At 37.3% G+C, this 24,916-nt stretch carries 17 protein-coding genes, 3 tRNA genes and 7 pseudogenes; 11 read left to right on the top strand and 16 right to left on the bottom strand.

The window, feature by feature from the left end; genetic code table 11:
- Positions 1-276: 276 nt before the first annotated feature.
- Positions 277-3,332, bottom strand: a pseudogene (locus tag ACLKMH_RS09260) (FAD-binding and (Fe-S)-binding domain-containing protein).
- A gap of 221 nt (positions 3,333-3,553) precedes the next feature.
- Between ACLKMH_RS09260 and ACLKMH_RS09255 the strand changes: the two are divergent.
- A complete protein-coding gene (locus ACLKMH_RS09255; RefSeq protein WP_413701718.1) occupies positions 3,554-3,793 on the top strand; it encodes a hypothetical protein in 240 nt (79 codons plus the stop codon).
- Between the two features lie 76 nt (positions 3,794-3,869).
- Here ACLKMH_RS09255 and ACLKMH_RS09250 read toward each other — a convergent pair.
- From ACLKMH_RS09250 to ACLKMH_RS09210, 9 genes and pseudogenes are all read right to left on the bottom strand, one after another.
- Positions 3,870-5,049: pseudogene (locus ACLKMH_RS09250) on the bottom strand (uracil-xanthine permease family protein).
- A gap of 104 nt (positions 5,050-5,153) precedes the next feature.
- Positions 5,154-5,780 carry a uracil phosphoribosyltransferase gene (gene upp, locus ACLKMH_RS09245; RefSeq protein ID WP_413701717.1) on the bottom strand — a complete coding sequence of 209 codons (627 nt, stop codon included), beginning with the start codon at positions 5,778-5,780 and terminating at the stop codon, positions 5,154-5,156.
- A gap of 172 nt (positions 5,781-5,952) precedes the next feature.
- Positions 5,953-7,174: pseudogene (locus ACLKMH_RS09240) on the bottom strand (ammonium transporter).
- Between the two features lie 717 nt (positions 7,175-7,891).
- A tRNA-Asn gene (locus ACLKMH_RS09235) sits at positions 7,892-7,967 on the bottom strand.
- A gap of 107 nt (positions 7,968-8,074) precedes the next feature.
- Positions 8,075-8,150, bottom strand: a tRNA-Asn gene (locus ACLKMH_RS09230).
- Positions 8,151-8,205: 55 nt separating this feature from the next.
- A tRNA-Asn gene (locus ACLKMH_RS09225) sits at positions 8,206-8,281 on the bottom strand.
- A gap of 270 nt (positions 8,282-8,551) precedes the next feature.
- The gene (locus tag ACLKMH_RS09220) at positions 8,552-9,265 is read right to left on the bottom strand and encodes a DUF3379 family protein (protein WP_413701716.1); all 714 of its coding nucleotides are present in this window, start codon (positions 9,263-9,265) and stop codon (positions 8,552-8,554) included.
- Positions 9,258-9,768: pseudogene (locus ACLKMH_RS09215) on the bottom strand (sigma-70 family RNA polymerase sigma factor). Before ACLKMH_RS09215 ends, ACLKMH_RS09220 begins: the two are co-directional and overlap by 8 nt.
- Before the next feature lie 330 nt (positions 9,769-10,098).
- A complete protein-coding gene (locus tag ACLKMH_RS09210; RefSeq protein ID WP_413701715.1) occupies positions 10,099-10,575 on the bottom strand; it encodes a hypothetical protein in 477 nt (158 codons plus the stop codon).
- Positions 10,576-10,799: 224 nt separating this feature from the next.
- On the opposite strand from ACLKMH_RS09210, the pseudogene ccoN reads away from it, so the two are divergent.
- The 10 genes and pseudogenes from ccoN to bcp all read left to right on the top strand — a co-directional run bounded on the left by ccoN (position 10,800) and on the right by bcp (position 20,405).
- A pseudogene (gene ccoN / locus ACLKMH_RS09205) lies at positions 10,800-12,234 on the top strand (cytochrome-c oxidase, cbb3-type subunit I).
- Positions 12,235-12,238: 4 nt separating this feature from the next.
- Positions 12,239-12,841: a cytochrome-c oxidase, cbb3-type subunit II gene (gene ccoO, locus ACLKMH_RS09200; protein WP_413701714.1), complete on the top strand. Its 603-nt coding sequence runs from the start codon at positions 12,239-12,241 to the stop codon at positions 12,839-12,841.
- Positions 12,842-13,077: 236 nt separating this feature from the next.
- Positions 13,078-14,040, top strand: coding sequence for a cytochrome-c oxidase, cbb3-type subunit III (ccoP, locus tag ACLKMH_RS09195; RefSeq protein WP_413701713.1), 963 nt, complete (start codon positions 13,078-13,080; stop codon positions 14,038-14,040).
- A 111-nt stretch (positions 14,041-14,151) separates the two neighbouring features.
- Entirely contained in the window at positions 14,152-14,625 is a 474-nt protein-coding gene (locus ACLKMH_RS09190; RefSeq protein ID WP_413701712.1) for a FixH family protein, read from the top strand.
- Between the two features lie 13 nt (positions 14,626-14,638).
- A complete protein-coding gene (locus ACLKMH_RS09185; protein WP_413702300.1) occupies positions 14,639-17,029 on the top strand; it encodes a heavy metal translocating P-type ATPase in 2,391 nt (796 codons plus the stop codon).
- Positions 17,030-17,039: 10 nt separating this feature from the next.
- Positions 17,040-17,228: a cbb3-type cytochrome oxidase assembly protein CcoS gene (ccoS, locus tag ACLKMH_RS09180; protein WP_413701711.1), complete on the top strand. Its 189-nt coding sequence runs from the start codon at positions 17,040-17,042 to the stop codon at positions 17,226-17,228.
- Positions 17,218-17,898: a sulfite exporter TauE/SafE family protein gene (locus ACLKMH_RS09175; RefSeq protein ID WP_413701710.1), complete on the top strand. Its 681-nt coding sequence runs from the start codon at positions 17,218-17,220 to the stop codon at positions 17,896-17,898. Before ccoS ends, ACLKMH_RS09175 begins: the two co-directional genes overlap by 11 nt.
- A gap of 149 nt (positions 17,899-18,047) precedes the next feature.
- Positions 18,048-18,792: pseudogene (locus tag ACLKMH_RS09170) on the top strand (FNR family transcription factor).
- A gap of 146 nt (positions 18,793-18,938) precedes the next feature.
- Positions 18,939-19,874, top strand: coding sequence for a universal stress protein UspE (gene uspE, locus ACLKMH_RS09165; protein WP_413701709.1), 936 nt, complete (start codon positions 18,939-18,941; stop codon positions 19,872-19,874).
- Between the two features lie 63 nt (positions 19,875-19,937).
- Positions 19,938-20,405, top strand: coding sequence for a thioredoxin-dependent thiol peroxidase (bcp, locus tag ACLKMH_RS09160; protein WP_413701708.1), 468 nt, complete (start codon positions 19,938-19,940; stop codon positions 20,403-20,405).
- Positions 20,406-20,451: 46 nt separating this feature from the next.
- On the opposite strand, the pseudogene ACLKMH_RS09155 reads toward bcp, so the two are convergent.
- The 6 genes and pseudogenes from ACLKMH_RS09155 to kdsB all read right to left on the bottom strand — a co-directional run bounded on the left by ACLKMH_RS09155 (position 20,452) and on the right by kdsB (position 24,915).
- Positions 20,452-22,151: pseudogene (locus ACLKMH_RS09155) on the bottom strand (polyamine aminopropyltransferase).
- A gap of 83 nt (positions 22,152-22,234) precedes the next feature.
- Positions 22,235-22,669, bottom strand: a complete 435-nt coding sequence (locus tag ACLKMH_RS09150) for a hypothetical protein (RefSeq protein WP_413701707.1) — start codon at positions 22,667-22,669, stop codon at positions 22,235-22,237.
- A gap of 10 nt (positions 22,670-22,679) precedes the next feature.
- Positions 22,680-22,937: a DUF350 domain-containing protein gene (locus tag ACLKMH_RS09145; RefSeq protein ID WP_413701706.1), complete on the bottom strand. Its 258-nt coding sequence runs from the start codon at positions 22,935-22,937 to the stop codon at positions 22,680-22,682.
- Complete coding sequence (locus ACLKMH_RS09140) at positions 22,903-23,136, bottom strand: hypothetical protein (RefSeq protein WP_413701705.1); 234 nt, start codon at positions 23,134-23,136, stop codon at positions 22,903-22,905. Before ACLKMH_RS09140 ends, ACLKMH_RS09145 begins: the two co-directional genes overlap by 35 nt.
- A 9-nt stretch (positions 23,137-23,145) precedes the next feature.
- The gene (locus ACLKMH_RS09135) at positions 23,146-24,117 is read right to left on the bottom strand and encodes a hypothetical protein (protein WP_413701704.1); all 972 of its coding nucleotides are present in this window, start codon (positions 24,115-24,117) and stop codon (positions 23,146-23,148) included.
- A 15-nt stretch (positions 24,118-24,132) separates the two neighbouring features.
- The gene (gene kdsB, locus ACLKMH_RS09130; protein ID WP_413701703.1) at positions 24,133-24,915 is read right to left on the bottom strand and encodes a 3-deoxy-manno-octulosonate cytidylyltransferase; all 783 of its coding nucleotides are present in this window, start codon (positions 24,913-24,915) and stop codon (positions 24,133-24,135) included.
- Position 24,916 lies beyond the last annotated feature (1 nt).

Raw genomic sequence — 24,916 nt, 5'->3', positions numbered from 1 at the left:
TAGAAGCTAGAAAGTAAAATTGACAAACTAACCACAAGCCAGCACCACGAAGCGCTTCACTACACAAAGTTCACGAAGAAAAAACGAGGACTTTACCTTACAGCTTTCCAGCCTTATTGCTTTTTAACTTTTAGGTTATCTATAAGCTAGAAAGTTAAATTTACAAACTATAAGCCAATACCCCGAAGCGCTTCACTACACAAAGTTCACGAAGAAAAAACGAGGCATTTGCCTTACAGCTTTCCAGCCTTATCGCTTTTGAACTTTTAGGGTGCTCTATAAAATAGCTAATAACGCTTGTACTGGATGTTTCAATACTTCACCTTCAATACGTTTTACTTGGCTACGACAAGAATAACCCGTTGCTAAACATTCACTGCGATCACGTTTCGCAATTTCAGCTTCCCAACTTAAACTGTAAATAGCTTTAGATTGCTCGACTTTACCAGCATCATGCCCAAATGTTCCCGCCATGCCACAACAGCCGACAGCGACATCACTAAAATTCGCACCATAATGTTTGAATATTTTAGCCCAATCTCCAGCAGAAGTTGGTTCAGCTGTTTTCTCGGTACAGTGACCAAATAGATAAAATTGTTTTTCTGTTAATGCTTTTGCTTCGCCCTGCAAACGAGGTAATAACCATTCCTGGAACAGCTGTACATTAAACTCACCTCGATGCTCACCGAGTGTTTGCTTATATTCATCACGATAACAAAGTACCATCGCAGGATCTGTTCCCACCATTGGGATATTTAATTCACTCATTTCATTTAAAAACTGTGCAGAGTCTTTACATGTTTTAGCGAATTTATCTAAAAATCCTTTAATATGCTGTGGTTTACCATTTGGTTTAAAAGGTAACAATACCGGTTTATAACCTAATTTATTTACAGTTAGCATCAAATCACGAACAACATCAGCATCATAATAAGTGGTGAATGGGTCTTGTACTATCAGAACATACTCTTCACGTTCTTTTTCGCTCAAAGCTTTTAATTTATCCAGATCAAATTCTGTTATTGATGGTTTTACAGTGTTTGATTCAAGTGTCGATTTTAACGTTGGTGAAGACAATAATGGAATATCCACCATGCCAACAAACTTCTCAGTTAATGTCGCTGTTAGTTTCATTTTCATGAAGAAATTAAAGAAGTTTGGCAACTTGCCCATTAAGGGTGCATATTGTTCAACATAAGCAACAAAATAATCTTTTAGAGGACGTAAATAACGACCATGATAAAGGAACATAAATCTTGCGCGGAAGGTAGGTACATCAACTTGAATAGGACACTGACTGGTACAGGCTTTACAGGCTAAACAGCCTTGCATCGCTTCCATCACTTCATGTGAGAAGTCATATTCACCTTTTCGTTGCGCCAGGGTATTTTTAAATTTGCTAAACACGCTCGCATTTTTACCGGCAAACATGTCATCTTCCAATTGCAACACATCAATATCGTTATTAGCTAATTGACGTAACCATTCACGCATCAGGCCAGCACGACCTTTAGGAGAATGAACACGATCGCTCGTCACTTTAACAGAAGGACACATTGGAGATTTAGTATCGTAGTTAAAGCACAAACCATTACCATTGCAGTCTAAGGCTTGAGTAAAGCTTTCACGTACCTTGACTGGGATTTGGCGATCAAAGGTGCCGCGTTTTGGCGCATCAACGCTAACCAATTGCTCAGTGGAACTCAGTGGTGTACAAATTTTGCCTGGGTTAATACGATTTTGAGGGTCGAAGGCGGTTTTTATCTTACGTAATTCAGTAAATAATTCGTCTCCAAAAAACTCAGGGCCATATTCACTGCGGAAACCTTTACCGTGTTCCCCCACATTAAGCCTTTGTATTTACTTGTCAGCACAACCACTTGGTCAGATATTTCACGCATGAGGACTTCCTGTTCAGGATCACAGAGATCTAGCGCAGGTCGAACGTGTAAAACTCCAGCATCAACATGCCCAAACATACCGTAATGAAGACCTTTATCATCAAGTAGCTGACGGAACTCATTAATATAATCAGCCAAATTTTCAGGCGGAACACAGGTATCCTCTGCAAAAGCTATAGGTTTGGCGGTGTTATCTGTTTTACCTAATAACCCAACTGCTTTTTTACGCATGCCGTAAATTTTATTAATATCAGCAAGTTGATCGCAAATTTGATAGCCAATCACACCCGCTTCATTGTTAGCAATCAAACGGTCTAATTCGGCTGTTAATGAAGCAACTTTTTCAGCTTGTATGCAGTCATCTTCTTCAACAAACTCAACAATATTAATGCCATCCATCGTTTTGTTTGGCACATCAGTAATTAAATCGCTAATGCTGTGCCAAACAATATCTTCTTTGGCTAGATTAAGTACCGTAGAGTCAACGGTTTCAACAGACAATGCATTTGCTTTTACTAAAAATGGTGCATTTTTAAGTGCCGACTGAAAACTATCGTATTTAACATTAAATAAAGTACGATATTTTGGAATTTTTTGGACGTGTAATTTAGCTTCTGTAATGAAGGCTAATGAACCTTCAGCACCACAAAGAATACGCGATAAATCTACCACACCTGTTTGCGCATCATAAACATGTTTTAAATCATAGCCGGTTAAAAAACGGTTTAACTTTGGAAAACCATCTTCAATTTGCACTTGTTTAGATTCACTGGTTTCTATTACTTGACGATAAATGGCACCTATAGCATCTTCTCTTTCACTTTCTTTAAGTAATGCTTCACCACTAATTGGTGTAGAGTCTAATACTTCACCATTAATTAAAACTGACTTCAAGGCTAAAACATGATCACTTGTTTTACCATAAGCGAGTGAGCCTTGGCCCGATGCATCGTTACTGATCATGCCTCCGATTGTTGCTCGGTTACTGGTTGATAATTCAGGCGAGAAAAATAACCCATGTGGTTTTAAGTATTCATTTAATTGGTCTTTAACAACACCTGTTTGTACATGTACCCAACCTTCATCAACATTTATCTCTAAAATCTGATTCATGAATTTAGAAAGATCTATCACAATCCCGTCAGTTAAAGATTGACCATTTGTTCCCGTGCCACCACCACGTGGAGAAAAGCGAATATCAGAAAATTCTGCAGTCTGAGCTAATTGACATATTTCAACAATATCCTGCGTTGATTTCGGAAAAATCACCGCCTGTGGTAACCATTGGTAAACGCTGTTATCTGTCGCTAATGCTAAACGATCTGCATAATTTTTAGCGATTTCACCTTGGTAATTGCTATTAACTAAAGCTTGCAAAAAGGCAAAATAATCTTGCTTGATATTTTCGTTGTGGTTTAAATTTGGGATCATACTGAACGCACCTAGTACATAAAGATAGTGGTATAAAATTGTTGCTTATAATAGCACATAAAAGCGATGTATTTCCGACAAAAAAATAGGATGAAATTAATTTTCAGCTAGATTTCAGGCTATTTTTTGAACATATTAAATGGTTATATTTTATAAACACACTTGAAATGATATTGATTATCATTTAGATTATGTTAAAGAGGCTAATTAAGGAAAATATTATGATATATAATAGAGAAAACAAACAATCGGTACAATTGGAAATCAGTATTGAAAAGTTAGCTTATTTAATTGAAAGTGGTGCTATTTGTGCCGGTGAAATTCGTTGCCTGACGGCCGACTCTAAGCAACAAGTTTCAGCGCTGTGCCTAAGCTCCTGTGCTAAGAATATTTCTTGTAATATTGCGATTTTTAATGAATTTTCACAGGCTCAACCAATCTCTTTAAAGAAAACTTTATAACCCATAAAAAATCAAATTTCATAAAAGCCTGCTAATGATTTCCATCAACAGACTATCGATTTACAAGTTAACTAAATTAACCTTGTGTTTTAGGCAAAACCAAGTTTAATAAAATCGCAACCAGACCACATAGGCTCACACCTTGCAAACTGAAGGAACCGAAGCCAAAGGCCATGCCACCAATACCAAATACCAGTGTAACGGATACAATACAAAGGTTACGCGCATTTGATAAATCCACTTGATGACGGATCAGTGTATTCAAACCAACAGATGCAATCGTACCAAACAGTAGGATCATGATCCCGCCCATTACTGCACCTGGAATGGTTTGTAATATTGCCCCAAATTTACCAACAAAAGCTAAACAGATTGCGATCACAGCGACCCACATCATTATTTTGGGGTTGAAATTGCGTGTTAACATCACCGCACCAGTTACTTCACTGTAGGTAGTATTTGGTGGACCACCAAATAGAGCTGAGGCACTAGTCGCAACACCATCACCAAACAAGGTGCGATGTAAACCAGGCTTTTTCAGGAAGTCTTTGCCAGTAACATTACTAATTGCCAAAATATCACCAACATGCTCAACAGCAGGAGCAATAGCAACTGGGATCATAAACAACACCGCATGCCAATTCCATTCAGGTGCTACAAAACTAGGCACACTTAACCAAGGCGCATTTGAAATAGCCGAAAAGTCAATCACACCAAACAAGTAGGATAAGCTATAACCTACAATCACACCGGCAAAAATAGGCACTAATTTAAATACGCCCTTCGCCATAGTAGAAACAAGCAAGGTTGTTAATAATGAACACAGAGAAATGATTAAGGCTGTATCTTGTTCGATAAACACCACAGAGCCATCGCCCGCCTTACCAAAAGCCATATTCACAGCCAAAGGAGCAAGGCCTAAACCAATCACCATGATCACGGGTCCTACAACAACCGGCGGTAAAAGGCGATGAATGAAATCAACACCTCTCAACTTAACTGCATAGGCCATCACCATATAAACCACACCAGCAAGCAAATAGGCCGGACATGGTAGCAGGAATTCCCCAGGTTTGTATGCCATAGGCAATTGGAGCAATAAAGGCAAATGATGATGCTAAAAATATCGGTACTTGCCCTTTAGTTACAAAGTGAAACAGTAAAGTACCAATGCCCGCAGTAAATAAAGCGACATTTGCATCTAAGCCAGTGATAAGAGGCATTAAAACAAGTGCACCAAAGGCGACAAATAGCATTTGCCCGCCAGCTAATATTTGCTGAGGAACAGATAAATTAGCGACGATGTCCTCGACGGGCTTATCAATATTATTTGTTGATTGAGAAGTTGTATTCGAAGGCATTATTTCGTCCCAAATATTTTATCACCAGCATCACCTAAACCAGGGACAATATAACCTTTATCATTTAGATGAGAATCAATTGAAGCAGTATAAACTTCAACATCAGGATGAGCTTCTTCTAACGCCTTTAGCCCTTCTGGTGCGACAACTAAAATAAGCACTTTAATATTAGTGCCACCATTTTCTTTAACTAAATCCAGAGTAGAAATCATTGAACCACCCGTTGCTAACATAGGGTCTACAACTAAAACCAAACGTTGGCTAATTTCGCTAACTAATTTTTGGAAATAAGGTACTGGCTCTAAAGTTTCTTCATCACGGTAAATACCCACAACACTAATTTTTGCGCTTGGCATATGCTCTAGCACACCATCCATCATGCCTAAACCAGCACGTAAAATAGGCACTACTGTCGCTTTTTTGCCTTCTATTTGTTCAATTTCAACTTTGCCATCCCAACCATCAATAGTCACCTTTTCAAGTTCAAGATCCTTAGTTGCTTCATAAGTTAACAAACTGGCAACTTCACGTGCTAATTCACGAAAATGTTTAGTACTAATATCAGCTTTACGCATAATGCCAATTTTATGTTGAATTAATGGATGTCTTACTTCGATTACTTTCATAGTATTAACCTTAAAATTTAAATGATGTGTTTATAACAGGGTTTTTAAAATAAAAAATGGGATAAATCACTCTTTATAGGATAAGAGAATTTTTTCTTTTTAAGTATTATTTTTTATTTTTATATACTAAAAGCGCTAAAGGAATTAGCGCTCTTTTTATCTAATTTGAAATTTATTTATTAGTTAGATTAGTGGCACCGATTTGATGAATTGAAATATCTGCACCATTAAACTCATCTTCTTCGCTCAATCGAATAGGCGCAAAAGCATTCACAACTTTATAAACAGCAAAACCACCAATTAATGCAATAGCAACACCAGCGATAGAACCAATTAATTGACTCATAAAGCTAACGCCACCTAAACCACCAAGGGCTTCTAAACCAAAGATACCTGCGGCAAGACCGCCCCATAAACCACAGATCCCGTGTAAAGGCCATACACCTAATACGTCATCAAACTCAGCATATTTACTTTGCATAAAAGTAAATAACCAAACAAAAGTACCGCCAGCAACTAATCCAGTCACTAATGCGCCAATTGGATGCATTACATCTGAACCAGCACAAACCGCTACTAACCCAGCTAAAGGTCCATTATGAATGAAACCCGGATCTTTTTTACCAATAACTAAAGAGCTTATGATACCACCAACCATAGCCATTAAAGAGTTCATTGCCACTAAGCCACTAATGCCTTCAATTGCCTGTGCAGACATGACATTAAAACCAAACCATCCTACCGATAAGATCCAAGCACCTAATGCGAGTAATGGGATATTTGAAGGTGCAAATGCCACTACTTTACCGCCACGGTAACGCCCATTTCGACTACCTAATACCACAACAGCGGCAAATGCAATCCAACCACCAACAGCGTGTACTACTATAGAACCAGCAAAATCATGAAAAGAAGCACCAAAACTATTTTCTAGCCAAGCTTGAAAACCATAGTTACCGTTCCAAATTAAACCTTCAAAGAAAGGATAAACCAAACCAACACAAAGTGCACAGAAGCAACTAACATTGGGTTAAATTTAGCACGCTCAGCAACACCGCCTGAAATAATCGCAGGAATAGCGGCAACAAAGGTCATTAAGAAGAAAAATTTAACTAACTCATAACCATTATTTTCAGCAAGAAACAGCAGGCACTATCAAAAAAGGTCACGCCATAAGCTAACCAATAACCAAAGAAAAAATATACTAATGCAGATACACCAAAATCTGACATGATTTTAACTAATGCATTCACTTGGTTTTTGTGGCGCACCGTGCCAACCTCTAAAAAGGCAAAGCCAGCGTGCATGGCAAATACCATAATTGCACCTAAAAGGATAAATAAAGTATCTGCACTACTGACGAGTGCTGTGACATGATTTTGAACTGATTCCATTCTTGCCTCTGATTTTGTTGTGAAGGTTAAAATTGTTAGGATCATAACTTATCAACAGCCTGATTAACATCCTTCAAATAAGGATTTTAAAAAAGCCAGTATCTGAAAAACTAAGTTTATAAACCATTTACCGTGATTTTACTGCCAAAGTGGTATTTTCAATAGCAATGTGGATCAAAAAAGGGCTTATTAATCATAGTTTCTTATTTATTATTGTTTTTAAGAAGGCGAGATTTGAACCAGCGCACGCTATCTGAATTGGCCATTATTTCTTTGTAAGCATCTCAAAAAAGATTATCAATCTTTTTTCTGTCCAATGAGCTTTTAAAACAAACTTTAATTTTAAGCAAAAAAAAACCGTACTCAAACGAGTACGGTTTTGTATACCAATCTATATGAGTCAATGATTTAAGATTGCGTAGGAAAAATTAACAAGAGCAAGGCCTTTGATTGAGCAATAGCGTGCTATTGGGATTGAAAAGAACGACGCTATTATTAATTTTAACCAGCAAGGTTAATCAGAGACTTATTTAGATTGGTATTTAGTGGCTCCTCTTGCTGGGCTTGAACCAGCGCACGCTTTCTGAATTGACCATTATTTCTTTGCAAGCACCTCAAAAAAGATTATCAATCTTTTTTTCTGTCCAATGAGCTTTAAAACAAACTTTAATTTTAAGCAAAAAAAAGCCGTACTCTATGAGTACGGCTTTTCTTATGTGGCTCCTCTTGCTGGGCTTGAACCAGCGACACACGGATTAACAGTCCGTTGCTCTACCAACTGAGCTAAAGAGGAATTGTCTTTTCTACATTGTTAATCCGTTGTAATGAATTAACAGTGTTCTCAATAGCTCTACCAACTAAACTATGAGGAATTAGTTTTGAAACTCAAAACTATAAAAGTGGCTCCTCTTGCTGGGCTTGAACCAGCGACACACGGATTAACAGTCCGTTGCTCTACCAACTGAGCTAAAGAGGAATTGTTCGTTTTAAGTCATTAGACTTGTTATTTTGAATTATCAAAATAACCAAAGTGGCTCCTCTTGCTGGGCTTGAACCAGCGACACACGGATTAACAGTCCGTTGCTCTACCAACTGAGCTAAAGAGGAATTGTCTTTTCTACATTGTTAATCCGTTGTAATGAATTAACAGTGTTCTCTATGGCTCTACCAACTAAGCTAAAGAGGAATTGTTCTTTTAAAATTCTTTTATCAAAACACTTTTTAAATAGCTGTGTTTCGAAGACGTGCGCAGTATATTTTTTGCTTATGCCCCTGTCAACAAAAAAGGCAGATAAAAAAACTGGTTGCTGATAATTCAAACAACCAGTCACAAAACCTACTACAATTGATTATTTATGAGACAGACCATAGAAGCGCCTATATATCCCACTTAATATTTGTTTCCATTGCATCACGAATTTTTTGTAATGATTCATCACGCTCACCAACAATAACAACATTAGTATTGCCCATTTTTTCAGTGACCCCTTTTAAATGCTCATTACTAAATTCTGCTGTTTCAACAAATTTTGCTTCTTTAGGCACAACAAATACTGTGATTTGGCCTTTTTCTCCTCTCATCACCATATGTAGAGCAGGCGTTCCTTTAAAACTACAATAGTTGACGTAAGTTACTTCACCTAGATCTTTTGTTGCATGAGCACCATAACGTGCTAATTTAGCATTGACCATTTTTAGGTCTGCTTGCTCATTTGTTTTGGTTGTAAAATAATACTCGTCAGTAACATGTTGCATTGCGACTTCGCCAATATCCGCAGGAGAATAACTAACATTATTCAACAAAGGCAAAGTAATGCCAATAACAAATGCAATTGACGCGACTATCGCAATATGCCAACGATTACTTTTTATACGCTCATTTTCAATAGCAAAACTTTGCTCTAATAAAATTTTGTCTGTCAGTCCTTCAGGCACATCTACTTTTAAAAGTGACTGCAAGTTAGCATCAAAATCTTTAGCTTGTTTAACTAGTTTTTTATCTTTGTCTGAATCCGCAATCCGTTGTAAAAAGTCGTCACTTTTATCATGCGGTGTTGCGATGGCTGTGTGCCGAAATAAAATATCATCCATGGGATGCCTCATTTTCTTTTGTTACAGTAGTCAGTGAAGTTTTTAATAAATTTTTAGCACGAAATAACCGCGTTAATACTGTATTTTTATTAAGTTCTAATTGCTCCCCTATTTCTTCTGCGCTAAAACCGGCAACAAGTTGTAATAATAGAGGTTCTTTATATTCATCTGCTAATGTTGATATTTTTCGTATTAATAGTTCGCTATCCATTTCTTGTGTTAAGTCAGCGTTATCAGCTATTTCATGATCATCAATATCTATAAGAGGATGCTCGCTTTCGTTCAAATCGGCGCGCATTTTCACGCCTTAATATGGTGAACAGCCACCCCTTAGCTGATTTATCATCTAATAAGCTATCAATATTTTTCCATGCGCGTAGGCAAGTTTCTTGCACCAAATCCTGTGCAACATCGGAGTCATGGCAGATCCAATACGCATAACGATAAAGGTCTGCACTGAAGACATTAACTAATGCCTCATAGCGTTTTTGTTTTCTATTCATATCTATAAGGACAGAGGAATCAGAATTTTTATTTCGCTTTCTGGAAAATAAATTCACGATTTTTGTTTCCTATCTTTTAATCTATTGATTTTACTGACTAACCTATTTTTATTAATAAAGGTACTTATAAAATTTGTTAATAAAAATTTAAATTAACAAGCTTTTTGTCAAAATTGTTAATTTAAATTTAAGTCAATGTGAATTAAATTAAGTACTTTAATTATAACCGATAATAATAACAAAATTGTTTCTGAAAATCCCTGCGCAAACCTTATATTAAAGCACTAAAGAAGAATAAAATTGATTTATGAATAATCCTACTATGGAAGGTTATTTTTTTACCATAAAGTCAAATAGCAGAGTTTCATTGTTATCGCCATTAGCAATCTCTATCTGTAATTCCCAAACCATTTCGTCCGTCATACATGCTCCAACAAGCCCCCTTGCAGTATAGTTTTTCGCTCCTGATTTACTAAAGAACACAGGTATTCTGCCCATAAACATACTTTTTCCCACAATTTGAGCCTTACTAATCTCGCTATTTTCAAAGGGTGTTATTAATTCAAAATCAATCCATTCTTCTGCCTGAACAGGCGCATTCTTAATATCAAGGAAGAAACTGCCTTGTTCAGTAATAAATTCACAAGCACTTGAATAATCACACCTTAATAATGATATTTCAGAATTATCATTATTTGTGTTTGTTGTACTATTAGACAGTTCACCCTCAAAAGTTCGCCAAAAAAATAACCCTAATAAAACAATCATCATGAATAATAATTGAGCAAGTCGGCTTTTCGTTAACATATTAATTCCTTGTAAAAATAGTGGTTACAGCTCATTTATTAACATCAATAGGATTTTTATTAACAAATTCTCAACGCAAATCTATTCATCTTTTAGATTATCGCGTACACTTCCACACAAATGAAGTGGTTTTAATAAGCAACTTATTTGTAGACAACTTCATTTAATTACTTATATGCGTCATACCACACGCACATTATAATTACATGCATGGAATAATAACAATGACAACCGCAACCACGATACAACCTGACTACAACATGAAAGTTGTTCGTCAGTTTACACTTACCACCATATTATGGGGAATTATTGGTATGGCTGTTGGGGTGCTTATTGCGACTCAGCTTGTCTGGCCGGTACTGAACTTCGATACGCCTTGGTTAACTTACAGCCGTTTACGTCCGCTACATACAAATGCAGTTATTTTTGCATTTGGTACTTCAGCATTAATGGCGACCTCTTTTTACGTTGTGCAACGAACTTGTCAAACAAGATTGTTTGGTGGGACGCTTGCGTCAATCGTTTTTTGGGGATGGCAATTAGTGATTCTTTCTGCTGTTATTACTTTACCAATGGGTTACACCACTTCAAAGGAATACGCTGAATTAGAATGGCCAATTGACTTATTAATTGCGAGCTATCTGGGTCGTTTACGCGGTTGTCTTTTTTGGCACGCTTGCGATACGTAAAACATCACATATTTATGTTGCAAACTGGTTCTTCGGTGCATTTATTTTAACCGTTGCTGTTTTACATATCGTAAACAGTATGGCTATTCCAGTGTCACTCGGCACCATGAAGTCATACTCTGTTTATGCAGGTGCAGTTGATGCAATGGTACAATGGTGGTATGGCCATAATGCTGTTGGTTTCTTATTAACGGCAGGCTTCTTAGGTATGATGTATTACTTCGTACCGAAACAAGCAAATAGACCCGTTTATTCTTACCGTTTGTCTATTATTCACTTCTGGGCTTTAATTGCCGTTTATATTTGGGCGGGTCCTCATCACCTTCATTACACTGCACTTCCTGATTGGGCTCAATCATTAGGCATGATCATGTCACTGATTTTATTTGCGCCATCTTGGGGAGGCATGATCAATGGTATCATGACGCTATCTGGTGCTTGGCATAAATTACGTACTGACCCTATTTTACGTTTCTTAGTGGTATCACTTTCTTTCTATGGTATGTCTACCTTTGAAGGTCCGATGATGGCGATTAAGACAGTTAATGCACTTTCTCATTATACTGACTGGACTGTTGGACACGTTCACTCTGGTGCCCTAGGTTGGGTTGCAATGGTATCTATCGGTGCGCTATATCATTTAGTACCGCGATTATTTAGCCAGCAAGGTATGTACAGCGTTGCACTGATTAACCTACATTTCTGGATGGCAACTATTGGTACGGTTCTGTATATCGTTGCAATGTGGATTTCAGGTGTTATGCAAGGGTTAATGTGGAGAGCCGTTAATGCTGATGGAACTTTAACTTATACCTTTGTTGAATCATTAGAAAAATCATATCCATTCTACGCTATCCGTTTCTTTGGTGGATTAGTGTTCTTAACAGGCATGTTAGTAATGGCATATAATACTTACAAAACGATTACAGCTGAAAAAGGCTCAATCCAACCTCAAGAACTTGGGGAGTAATAAAATGAAACATGAATTTATAGAAAAAAATGTTGGTTTATTAGCCATTTTAATCATCATTGCAATTAGCTTTGGTGGTTTAGCACAAATTACACCTCTTTTATTTCAAAAAGAAACAACTGAGCCAGTAGATACATTAATTCCTTACACTGCATTGGAAATGGAAGGACGTGATATCTATATTAAAGAAGGTTGTCATGTGTGTCACAGTCAAATGATTCGTCCTTTCCGTGCTGAAACTGAGCGTTATGGACACTACAGTGTAGCTGGTGAACATGTTTGGGAACATCCATTCCTATGGGGTTCGAAGCGAACAGGTCCTGACTTAGCTCGTGTTGGTCAACGATACTCTGACGCTTGGCATGAAGTTCATTTGATCAATCCTCGTGACGTTGTGCCACAATCTAATATGCCTGGTTTCCCATGGTTAGCGGTTAACGTACTAACAGGTGAAGACACTGCTCGTAAGTTAGAGATTTTCCGAGATAACTTTGGTGTGCCTTACACAGATGAAGATATCGCTGGAGCAAAAGCAGAAGTCGAAGGGAAAACAGAAATGCAAGCACTGATTGCATATCTACAATCTCTTGGTCACGCGTTTAGATAATTATCAATAGTGCCTAGATGCTAGGCACTGACACACTGGAGGCTTTATGGATTTCGCAACATTTAATGGACTATATACATTATTTTTAATTATTATTTTCGTTGCATTGATTTTGTGGGCTTACAGTAAAAAAATAAAAATTCGTTTGATGATATCGCTAATTCTATTTTTGATGAGCCACAGGACTTGGCAAAAACAGAAAGCGGGCAGAATAAACAGTCAGGAGACAAAAAATAATGAGCCTATTTTGGACTATATGGATCTCAGTGATTACGCTAATTGTTATTATTGGATGTGCAGTTCTATTAAAAGCGACCTCTAAAAATACAACGGGTGTGCCTGAGGGGGAGCCAATGCCCCACACATTTGATGGCATTCAAGAGTTAAACAACCCACTTCCTAAATGGTGGACCGGTCTATTCTGGTTTACGATTGTTATTGCTTTGGTTTACAGTTTTGCATTTCCAACTTATACCGCAAACTTTAACGGTCTATTAGATTGGACAAGCTCAGAGCAAAGTGTCATGAACCCTGAACAATCAGCGGAACTTGCTAAAACATCTCAATCACAATACCAACGTGAAATAAATGATGCTGATGAAAAGTTCGGCGCCATTTTTAAACAATTAGCTTACGATGAATCAGGCAATTATAAAGATATCGCTCTAATCGCAGAAGACAAAGAAGCGGTTAAAGTAGGACAACGTTTATTCCTACAAAACTGTGCTCAGTGTCATGGTTCAGATGCCCGTGGTAGCCAAGGATTTCCAAACTTAACTGATGATGATTGGATTTATGGTGGTGATACTGCATCAATCAAAACGACACTTATGAACGGTCGAAACGGTGTGATGCCAGCTTGGAAAGATATCTTAGGTGGTGACCAAGGCGTTAAAGAAATGACAAGTTACGTACTTCAACTTAGTGGTCGACGAGTTAATGCTATTGAAGCACAAGCTGGCGCTGAGAAGTTTGCTTTATGTGCGACCTGTCATGGACCAGAAGGTAAAGGTATTTTTGCAATGGGTGCACCTAACCTAACAGATACTGTTTGGTTATATGGTGGTTCACGTAAAGCTGTTGAAGATACAATTGCTAATGGCCGTAACGGTGTAATGCCAGCTTGGTCTAAAATATTAGGTGAAGATAAAATTCAAATCATCTCTGCTTATGTTTATTCTCTTTCTTTAGATAAATAAACAACGCATTGTAAAGACATAAAAAGCCTCCTTAGTGAGGCTTTTTTTATGGAAAAATTCAATGCAAAATGATAGATTCTCACTTCCACTTCCTACCTATTTAGGGTAATTATGAACGAAAATAAAAAAAGTTGGTTTAAACAGTTTTGGCCTTGGTTTCTAATCGGTTTACCTATGGTGGCAGTGGTCGGTTCAATTAGTTTAGTTTTTACCGCAATGGATCATAAACCAGATATGGTTGTTGATGATTATTATACTAAAGGAAAAGCAATTAATAATGACTTTGCATTAATCAATAAAGCGACAGAGCTCAACATCAGTGCCAGTGTTGAACAAACAGGTAAATCATTACTAATAATCATGCAAGGAGTAGAAGATAAAAGCTCAATTTCATTTTCTTTATTTCACTCTACCCTAGCAAAAAATGATATTTCAGCCATGCTTACCGCAGATGCAAGTGGTAATTACATGTTTCAAAGCGATCAAGATCTAACAGGAAAATGGACTCTGCGTATCGAACCCTTTGATAAAAGCTGGAGATTACAAAAAACAATTAACCTTCCAAGTACTACATTTAAATTATAATGAGCAAAAAGCGATTAGTTCTGACAATTGTTTTCACTGTGGAGAAATAAACCCCAAAGGCGACACTTTTAGTGTCCAAATTAAAGGTGAAGACAGAAGAATGTGTTGCCCAGGTCGCCAAGCAGTAGCACAAACCATTGTTGATAGTGGTTTGACTTCCTATTATGAGCACCGTAGCGAAAATGCCGAAAAAGTCACTGAACTGATCCCTGAACAATTATCACAACTAGCACATTATGACTTGCCTCAAATTCAAGAAGATTTTATCAAGCAGGATGCTGAACTCAGTGAAATAACACTCACGGTCGAAGGGATTACCTGCGCAGCTTGTGCTTGGTTAATTGAAAAGCAATTACGCCAACTACCAGGTTTACACTTTATAAATGTCAATACTACGCTTCATCGTGTGGTTATTCGTTGGCACAAAGATAAACTTAAACTGAGTCATATTCTCACTGAAATACAGAAAGTCGGTTACAAAGCTTACCCTTTTCAAATAAACCAACAGGAAGCACTTTATACTCAGCAAGCAAAAGCATATCTTAGACGTTTAGGTCTCGCTGGAATAGCAACAATGCAAGTGATGATGTTTGCCATTGCTTTGTATTCGGACTTTTTTAGTGGAATGGAAGAAGAGTTTATTCAGTACTTTCGTTGGGTAAGCTTTATTCTTGCTACGCCTGTTTTACTTTATAGTGCACAACCTTTTTATATTAATGCTTGGCGAAATATCCGTAATAAAACCTTAGGCATGGATATACCCGTTTCTATTGCATTATTAGGCGCCTATGTCGCTTCTGCCTATGCAACTATTATGACTACAGGCGAAGTATATTTTGAAGCAATCTCCATGTTTACTTTTTTGCTACTATTAGGGAGATTATTGGAATTAAGAGCACGCCGAAAAGCATCAGAAACAAGTAGTAATTTATTACGTTTATTACCCTCTATGGCAACGCTGATTGAAGGTCACGGAGAAGATGAAACAGAATCACTTGTTCCTGCAAAAACATTAACCGTTGGACAAATCATTTTAGTAAAAGCCGGTGAAACGATTCCTATTGATGGCATTATTTTGTCAGGTAGCAGTAATATTGAAGAATCTATGTTAACAGGTGAACACCTTCCTGTTCATAAGAATAAACAAGGACATGTTTTTGCAGGGACTGTAAATATCACAAGCCCACTGACTATCCGCATCGAAAAACTTGCACAACATAGTTTAATATCTGACATCATTCATCTTCAGAATAATGCGCAACAAAACAAACCACGTATTGAAGTCATTACTGACCTTGTCTCTCGCTATTTTGTTGGTGCTTTATTAATTATTGCTCTGTGCACTTACATTGGCTGGAGCTTTATTGATCCCGAACAGGCATTTTGGATCACCCTATCGGTATTAGTTGCGACTTGCCCCTGTGCTTTATCACTGGCAACCCCTACCGCTTTAACCTGTGCGACTGCAAATCTAAATAAACAGGGTATTCTTATCAAGCAACACCATGTATTGGAAACGGTTAATAAGATTAACCATATGGTATTTGATAAAACAGGAACACTAACACAGGGTGACTTTGTATTACTCAAGAGCACTGTTTATAGTCGCTTCTCAGAACAACATTGTATTGATCTCGCTTCTCAATTAGAACGTGTATCAGAGCACCCTATTGCACTGGCCTTTAATAAACACCAAAAGCAACAACAACGCCTTGAAGAAGTTGTAAATATCCCAGGGCAAGGTTTACAAGCCAATTACCAAGGCAAAGTACTAAAATTAGGTCATGCTCAATTTTGTAACATCACTGATATTATTGACAGCAAAGAATTAATTATCTACTTAACCTATGATAATAAGCTTATCGCAACCTTTGAGTTAGGTGATACCCTAAGAGAAAGTGCACAACAGATTAGTCAATTTTGTCGGCAAAAACAGATACAAACTACACTATTAACTGGTGATATTTCTGCAAAAAGTGAAGATGTGGCAAATCTATTAAATCTTGATAATGTGGTAAAAGGGGTTACCCCAGAGGGGAAATTAACGCACCTTCAAAAACTTCAACAATCTCAACAGGTATTAATGGTAGGAGACGGTATTAATGATGCTCCAGTGTTAGCTGGTGCTCACGTATCTGTCGCACTAGCAAGTGGTACCGACATTGCTAAAAATAGCGCCGATGTTATCTTACTTGGAGAGGATCTAAGTAAAATTAATACCCTGTATCAAACAGCACAAAAAACCACTTCGATTATCAAGCAAAATTTAGCCTGGGCGATTGGTTATAATATTATTATTGTCCCCCTTGCTATTACGGGTTATGTTCCACCTTATATTGCGGTAATTGGTATGTCCTTTAGCTCATTAATTGTTGTGAGTAACTCGCTACGTTTACTCAAATAAAGGAATTCGTATGAGTATTATTTATGTGTTAATCCCCATCGCAATATTATTTGTTGCCATTGCAGTATGGGTATTTTTTTGGGCGGTAAAATCAGACCAATATGAAGACTTAGACAGAGAAGGCATCAATATTCTATTTGATGAAGATTTAGATAATAATAGCTCCAATAAAGAGAAATCATCAAAACATGATAAATGATTTTCTAGTCGCCTTGATGATTGGACTATTAGGTGCTGGGCATTGCCTAGGAATGTGCTCAGGCATCGCCAGTGCAATCACCTTTTCAAGTACGGCTTCGCAAAGTAAAATAAGCACCTTTACTGCTTTAGTTCTATATAACTTAGGAAGAGTAAGCAGTTACTCACTTGCAGGTTTTATATTTGCAGGTAGCGACAGTGCTTTAATTGTATTTTTTGGTGGGAAAGAAGCGCTTATATACCTTAGAATATTAGTCGCTATTTTAATGTTACTACTAGCACTTTATATTTCTCGGTTATGGTTTGGTTTAGTGCACCTAGAAAGAGTGGGTCAATCGATATGGGTATTTATTAAGCCAATTGCACAGTACTTTCTTCCATTGAAACACCCTGCCCTCGCATTGCCTTTAGGTTTTTTATGGGGCTGGTTACCCTGTGGCCTAGTTTATTCAACACTTTCATGGGCGACGAGCAGTGGTAGCGCAGAAAATGGCGCATTAATTATGCTTGGCTTTGGATTAGGAACATTACCCGCTATGTTAGCTGTAGGCTCCTTGACACAACAGTTAAAAATCATGCTTAATCATCATTATTTTCGTTATGCAAGTGGGCTTTTACTGGCTATATTTGCCCTGCATACCTTTTATGTTGCACTGCGACAGTTGAGTTAAGGCTGGTCTTAACAAATAAGTTACAAGTAAATCTAGCACACATTTTTTAGCTTAATATTCAGCACAATGAAGTAAGTTTTGTATAACAGTTCAAAGCCAAATCAAATGGTGCTAAACTTGACTTAAATCAAGAATTGGAAAAATGAATTATGGATAAAAATAATACAGGTCGAGTTCAATCAGGTGCCTCTGCAATTCGTTGCCAAGAATGTAGCATCAGTCAATTATGTATCCCTTACTCTCTTAACGAAACCGAATTAGACCGTTTAGATAGTATTATAGAACGTAAAAAACCGATTCAAAAAGGCCAAGAAATATTTAAAGCGGGTCAAGCAATGAAATGCTTGTATGCAATCCGCTCAGGTACATTAAAATCTTATACAATCACAGAACCAGGGTGATGAGCAAATTACCGCTTTCCACTTAGCTGGTGATTTGGTTGGTTTTGATGGCATTAACAATGGAACACATCCTAGCTTTGCTCAAGCACTTGAGACGGCTATGATTTGTGAAATTCCCTACGATACATTAGATACACTTTCTACAACCATGCCTAAACTAAGACAACAAATCTTACGTTTAATGAGCTCTGAGATTGTAGGTGATCAGAACATGATCTTACTACTTTCTAAGAAGAATGCTGAAGAACGTTTAGCTTCCTTTATACATAACTTATCAGTGCGCTTTTCTGAACGAGGCTTCTCACCAAGAGAATTTCGTTTATCAATGACACGAGGCGATATTGGTAACTATTTAGGGTTAACAGTTGAAACCATCAGTCGCTTATTAGGTCGCTTTCAAAAAAGTGGTATGATCGCTGTAAAAGGCAAATACATCAGTATTTTAGATGAGCCTCAACTAGCAGAGCTTGCTGGTGCAAAGAAAAAAGATTAACTATATGATATTAAAGTAATGACACCTCAATTAACCAGAATTGAGGTTAGTTAACAAAATAGCCTTTTTGCAAATAAAAAGGCTACCTTTTTCCCTTCTTCTGAACTAAATTATAGGTATGTATTTTCTTCTAATGGAGAGTAATTATGCTTAAATATAAAAATATTTTAGTTTTTATCGATCCAACTCAAGAGCGTCAACCAGCCCTTGCCCGTGCCATAGAAATTGCTGAAAAACAAACAGGATCAACAATAACTTTATTCCTATGTTGTTATGACCTTAGCTATGAAATGACATCTTTAAGTTCAAGTGATGAAAGAAAAGCAATGCAACGCATTGTTATTAAAGAGAACCAAGCTTGGCTTGATGCTATCACAGTGCCTTACCAACAGCCAGGCATTAATCTAAAAAGTCGCATTATTTGGCATAATCGTCCTTTCCAAGCGACGATCATGGAAGTGCTCAAAAACGATCATGATTTAGTTATTAAAGCGACTCACCCTCACTCTAAACTGAGTGCAATTTTGTTTACCCCTACAGATTGGAATCTATTACGTAAATGCCCAGTACCGCTGTTATTAGTGAAACATAATAAATGGCCTACCAATGGTAATATACTTTGTGCGATAGATTGTAAAAGCCAACAGGATGGCGAACATCATGCATTAAATCAGCAAATTATTGATGAAGCAAAAGTCATGGCAAATATCATTAAAGCCAATGTACATATGGTGAATGCTTACCCAAGTCCACCAATGAATATTATGCTGGAATTACCTGAATTTGATCCTATTAACTATGAAGATGGATTAAAGAAACTACATCAACAAACCTTGCTTGAGTATGCACAAACAAATAACATAACTGAAAAACAAATCCATCTTGAACAAGGTTTGCCAGAAGATGTGATCAGTGAGGTTGCAAAAGAAATAGATGCAGAGCTCGTTATCCTTGGTACAGTTGGTCGATCAGGTTTAAGCGCAACGCTACTCGGCCATACCGCAGAGCAAGTGATTGACCAGTTAGACTGTGATTTACTGGCTCTAAAACCCGAAGGCTTTGTAAGCCCAATTACACTTTAATAAATGCCCAATATATTGAATAAACACCTTCAATATTATTGGGCAAAAATGAGATATTTATAAATGAACAGATTAGTTGCTGGTGATAAAGCACCATTATTTACTTTAAAGGACGACCAAAATAACAACGTTTCTCTTGCTGACTTAGCAGGCAAAAAGGTATTGGTTTATTTTTACCCTCGTGCCATGACGCCTGGTTGTATTACTCAAGCCTGTGGTTTGCGTGATAGTAAAAGTGAACTTGAAGCTCACAATACCGTAGTTTATGGTATCAGCCCAGATCCGGTTAAGAAGCTTGCTAATTTTGTACTTAAAAAAGAACTTAATTTCCCTTTATTATCCGATGAAGACCATGCAGTTGCAGATGCTTTTGGAGTATGGGGCGAGAAAAAATTTATGGGTAAAATCTATGATGGCATCCATCGTATTAGTTTTTTAATTGATGAAAATGGCGTCGTTGAACACGTATTTGATAAGTTTAAAACAAAAGAGCATCACCAAGTTGTTATGGATTATTTAAATAATAAATAAACAAGATCAATTAGCTAATAGCTCGCCACTATTAGCTAATTTCTAATTACTCTGATAATTCCGTTTCTCTTTCCCATGCATTCTGATGATACTGATATAGCTGATTAGATCCTAAATAGTTAATCTTTACTTTTGCCATATCATCATAAAAGCCTTTATTAAATGCAAATGCACTATGCATTAATTCACGACTTAACCAAAAAGTATCCACTGGTATTTGTTTTTGTTGTGATAAACGTTCATTAACACTAGCGCCTTCCTTCGTTGCAATAGTCCAGCCCCACTCACCAAATGAAGGCACGTTTTGGTGGTATTGTTCAACTTGTTTAAAATTCGTCGCCTTGACTGTTTTTCCAATGGAAATAAAAGCATTTCGCGCATGAAACGGTGATGTCGATTGAACTACCATAGCACCATCGCGATTGAGCAAATGATTAAGTCGGTAATAAAAGTTAACACTATATAATTTATTTAAATCAGGGTGGCTGGGATCAGGAAGATCCACAATAATGGTATCAAAAACTAACTTCTGTTGGAGTAATTTATCAATTTCAATAAAAGCATCACCATTAATCACAGACACACGAGAGTCATTAAAGCTATCAGCTGTTAATGCCTTGATCTTAGTTTGTAATGAAGCGGGTAAATCTTTCTCAGGCGTTTTAAACAACTCAATAAGCATCGGATCAAGATCAACAAGTGTCACTGCTTTAGGTTGCCATTTAAGTACTTCGCGCAGAGCTAATCCATCTCCACCACCTATAATTAATATATTATTATGCTGATTTGAAGCTTGCATTGCAGGATGGACTAAGAACTCATGATAAATATGTTCATCTAAACTTGAAAACTGTAATCGACCGTTAATGTAGAAATTGTAAATTGGTTCAAATCCACCACCTAATTGTCGCTCAGTAAACACTAGGTTTTGATAAGGCGTTTGAGTCTGATAAAGCACCTTGTCAAGGTAGAGCATATTTTGCATTTGTTTTTGCCAGTTTCCACCATACTGAAAAACACTAATCACTAGCAATGCTAACAGAGCATGCCCCATCAACAGCCATTTAACATGTCGTAAGTAGCCCTTAAAGCGTATCAAAAAGATAAAACCAGCAACGAGGTTTAACGTCGCGGTTAATGCGCAGACTTGGCTTATTTCTATTTTCAACATAAATAGGACCCAAATAGCGCCCCAATGCCTGCACCAATATAATCCGCACCGTAAATAGTGCCTGCATTATGCGCTAAATGATGCCCATAAACCGTTTCTCGGATACGTGCTATCAAAGGAATTTCCATACCAATTAAAAAACCTAGAATAAAAGCAAAAAGGTAGGGAAGCTGTAAACTGATCCAATTGATTTTGGCAAGTATTCCACCACGAGGTATCATGTCTACTGGTATCTGATAGGTGTCAGCAATAAGATGCGGTAGGGTTTGACTGAAACCAATTATAGACGCGATAAATAAGGTCGCACTACAACCGATAAAGGCAACCACCAGCTCTAATGCAACAAATCCTTGAAAAGCATCTTTTATTTTTTTAGCAGCAAAGGCGCCCAATCCCATCGACACAATCATAATACCAATAATGGCGTAAATGACTGTTTCTACACTGCCCAAAATACGTGCAGAATAATGAGATAAGAGATACTCATAGATAAGCCCACAACAGGCTAACGTCGCCATGATTAAGATAAGTAAACTGTCATCAATTAGCAGTTTTAACTTTTTATTTTGAGGCATGTTTACCACTAATCCAGTGTTTCCAAAAGATAAAAGGCTATCAGTGATAGCCTTTTATAATTTACTTAATGCTTTGTGTTTGTTTAACTCATTAACGCCATCAACAACAACGCAATTGAGAATGAAATGGTCAATTCAATTGTTGCAATACCAATGTTATCTTGATCTTCAACTTCAACACGACGATTAATACCCCATAATACAATTAGCTTTGCAAGCATGGTGAGAATAGTTAAACACAGCATCAAAATAATACTCATCATTGCCCATTGAGTAATGCCTAACCATAATGCTTGCGTATCATAAATAATAAAATAACTAGCGACTGTCACCGACATTGCAGTCGAAATTAGGTAACCAGCATAACGAATAGCCAACGCGATATGCCCTGTCTCTAAAGTTTTTTGAAAATTTGAAGCGTTATGAAGGCTAAATTTCCATTCAAAAATACGGGTAATTAATACCAGCATAACCTGAGATACAATCCAAGCCGAAATAAGCGCAATAAAAGTATTCACATCTAAGCCTTCAACCCACATTAAAGCGAATGCGCACAACGATAGCGGTAGCAATCACAGAAGCGAGATCAACTAAACCAACTGAGATATTACGATTTAAAATCAATTCATGCTTATTAAAGTCCGGCAAGGCAAATTTATCATGGATAAAACGCCCCGCTTTAATCAAGACAAGTCCAGTAATACCATAAGCAAACATACCTATTAGCTCAATAGAATAAGAGCCAGCTAATTCACCAGTGATTGCGCCACTTAGTGCAATACCCATGGCAAGCAACTGCACCCGCCATGCTGATCCCGTAAGCAAAATTATCTTTCTGAGATAATTCATCTTTTGTATCAACATTGTCGATAAAGCCCATGGTGAAACGTATACCACCTAGTAATGCAATCGCTACTGCCATATCAATTAAAAGATAAATAGCAAGATCACCGCTTTGTCCTAATGTTGTGAGTAATTGATTCATATTTAGATCCTATTTACCGCGACTTGTGCCACGTGATGATGTTGTTTTACTGTTTCTGAAACTACTTGCAACCTTAGACTTTGATTGAGAACTTGTCTTTGACGCTGTTTTAGATTTTGAATAACTTGACCGCCCAGCAAAAGGAGTAGACTTTTGTGCTTTATTACTTGAAGCAGACATTGCACTAGCGCCTGTTTTAGATTTTGCATAGGGACTTTTAAAGGCACTATTATTCCCAAACTGTTTTTTAGTTTTAGTGGCTAAATCGTTTTGTGATTTTGTCTGCTGTGGCGAGGTGTAACGATTTCTACCAACATCATTATAGTAACTATAGTCTCGATTTGATGACCATCTATCATAACGAACAGGATTAGTAATAGCAGAAAACATCGAATACATACCGTACCAATGCCAAAAGGACATACCACTGCTATTGGTTTGCCATTGTCCATAACCAGGGTTACCAATTAATTGACTACCAGCACCATTATCTTCCGCACCATTTGCCAATAAACTCTGAGCCTGACTAATTGCGTTAACACGTGCTAATTTACCATTGGACATATCAGCAATAACGTTAATCGGATCAGAAAGTGCATCATTAAAAAGAGATGGATCAGAGGCTTCAATAAGCGTTTCTGTTTCGAATAACTGTGCTTCAATATCTCCGAGTACTTGGGGTTGTTCGCGCACCGTTTTTAAACGTTGTACTAAACCTTGATAGGTAGGCCCATCACGGGTGGCATCACGGCTTAATTGTTCTAATAAAGGCTTCAGCTCGGGTTTATCTTTACTTAATAAAGTAGCATATTCCTTTAATAACATTGCATTACGAATATTACCTTTATCTAAGCTCTCGCCTAAATTATTCAGTAAATAATCAGCACTTTTAATATTACTATCTATTTGATCTTGCCTCTCATCGCCACAGGCGCTAAGAAACAAACTGAAACAGATAATGAGTAATAATCTCATTTTCATTAGATTCCTTAAATCTTATTCATGCTTAAGTTTAGTTTCTAAATAGCTGATCACACGCTGTAAATCCTCTGCAGTATCAATGCCTGCGGCCGGGACTTCAAGTGCTTGTTCAACATGTATTTTAAAACCATGCCATAACACGCGTAATTGCTCTAGCTTCTCAATAGTTTCAAGCGGAGAAACGGAGAGTTGCGCATATTGTTTCAAGAAACTGACACGATAGGCATAAATGCCAATATGACGTTGTAGATATTGTTGCTCAACCTGAGCATTTTTTATATTTTGCTCATTATAATTGTCTCTATCCCAAGGAATAGTGGCTCGGCTAAAATAAAGTGCTAAACCGTTTTTATCACTGACTACTTTAACAGCATTAGCATTAAACACATCATCAAACTCAGTAATTGGTGCACTTAATGTGGCAACGCTAGCATCTTGATTATTTTTTAAATTATGTGCAACCTGGGTGATCACTGCAGGAGGAATTAAAGGTTCATCCCCTTGAACATTAACAATCACTTCATCTTCAGCAAATTGATATTTCTCACAAACTTCAGCAAGTCTATCTGTTCCAGATTCATGATCTGCTGAAGTCATGCAAATTTCAATATGTTCTATTGAAACCAAAGCATCAGCAATACGCTGATCGTCAGTAGCTACAATGACACGGGAAGCACCACTTTTTAAAGCTTGTAATGCCACTCGCTCAACCATGCTTTTACCTAAAATATCAACGAGAGGTTTAGCCGGTAAACGTGTCGATTGATATCGAGCAGGGATTACTGCAATAAACGACATG

It is taken from the genome of Psychromonas sp. KJ10-10, from assembly GCF_047323245.1.
Taxonomy (GTDB): Bacteria; Pseudomonadota; Gammaproteobacteria; order Enterobacterales; family Psychromonadaceae; genus Psychromonas.
Note: the sequence above shows the minus strand (reverse complement) of the source record. Positions and strands in the feature narration are given on the sequence as shown.

Bases quoted from the DNA above. Each gene is read 5' to 3' on its own strand.
- ACLKMH_RS09255 (WP_413701718.1), top strand. From the start codon at position 3,554: ATGATATATAATAGAGAAAACAAACAATCGGTACAATTGGAAATCAGT.
- upp (WP_413701717.1), bottom strand. From the start codon at position 5,780: ATGAAAGTAATCGAAGTAAGACATCCATTAATTCAACATAAAATTGGC.
- ACLKMH_RS09220 (WP_413701716.1), bottom strand. From the start codon at position 9,265: ATGGATGATATTTTATTTCGGCACACAGCCATCGCAACACCGCATGAT.
- ACLKMH_RS09210 (WP_413701715.1), bottom strand. From the start codon at position 10,575: ATGTTAACGAAAAGCCGACTTGCTCAATTATTATTCATGATGATTGTT.
- ccoO (WP_413701714.1), top strand. From the start codon at position 12,239: ATGAAACATGAATTTATAGAAAAAAATGTTGGTTTATTAGCCATTTTA.
- ccoP (WP_413701713.1), top strand. From the start codon at position 13,078: ATGAGCCTATTTTGGACTATATGGATCTCAGTGATTACGCTAATTGTT.
- ACLKMH_RS09190 (WP_413701712.1), top strand. From the start codon at position 14,152: ATGAACGAAAATAAAAAAAGTTGGTTTAAACAGTTTTGGCCTTGGTTT.
- ccoS (WP_413701711.1), top strand. From the start codon at position 17,040: ATGAGTATTATTTATGTGTTAATCCCCATCGCAATATTATTTGTTGCC.
- ACLKMH_RS09175 (WP_413701710.1), top strand. From the start codon at position 17,218: ATGATAAATGATTTTCTAGTCGCCTTGATGATTGGACTATTAGGTGCT.
- uspE (WP_413701709.1), top strand. From the start codon at position 18,939: ATGCTTAAATATAAAAATATTTTAGTTTTTATCGATCCAACTCAAGAG.
- bcp (WP_413701708.1), top strand. From the start codon at position 19,938: ATGAACAGATTAGTTGCTGGTGATAAAGCACCATTATTTACTTTAAAG.
- ACLKMH_RS09145 (WP_413701706.1), bottom strand. From the start codon at position 22,937: ATGGGTATTGCACTAAGTGGCGCAATCACTGGTGAATTAGCTGGCTCT.
- ACLKMH_RS09140 (WP_413701705.1), bottom strand. From the start codon at position 23,136: ATGAATCAATTACTCACAACATTAGGACAAAGCGGTGATCTTGCTATT.
- ACLKMH_RS09135 (WP_413701704.1), bottom strand. From the start codon at position 24,117: ATGAAAATGAGATTATTACTCATTATCTGTTTCAGTTTGTTTCTTAGC.
- kdsB (WP_413701703.1), bottom strand. From the start codon at position 24,915: ATGTCGTTTATTGCAGTAATCCCTGCTCGATATCAATCGACACGTTTA.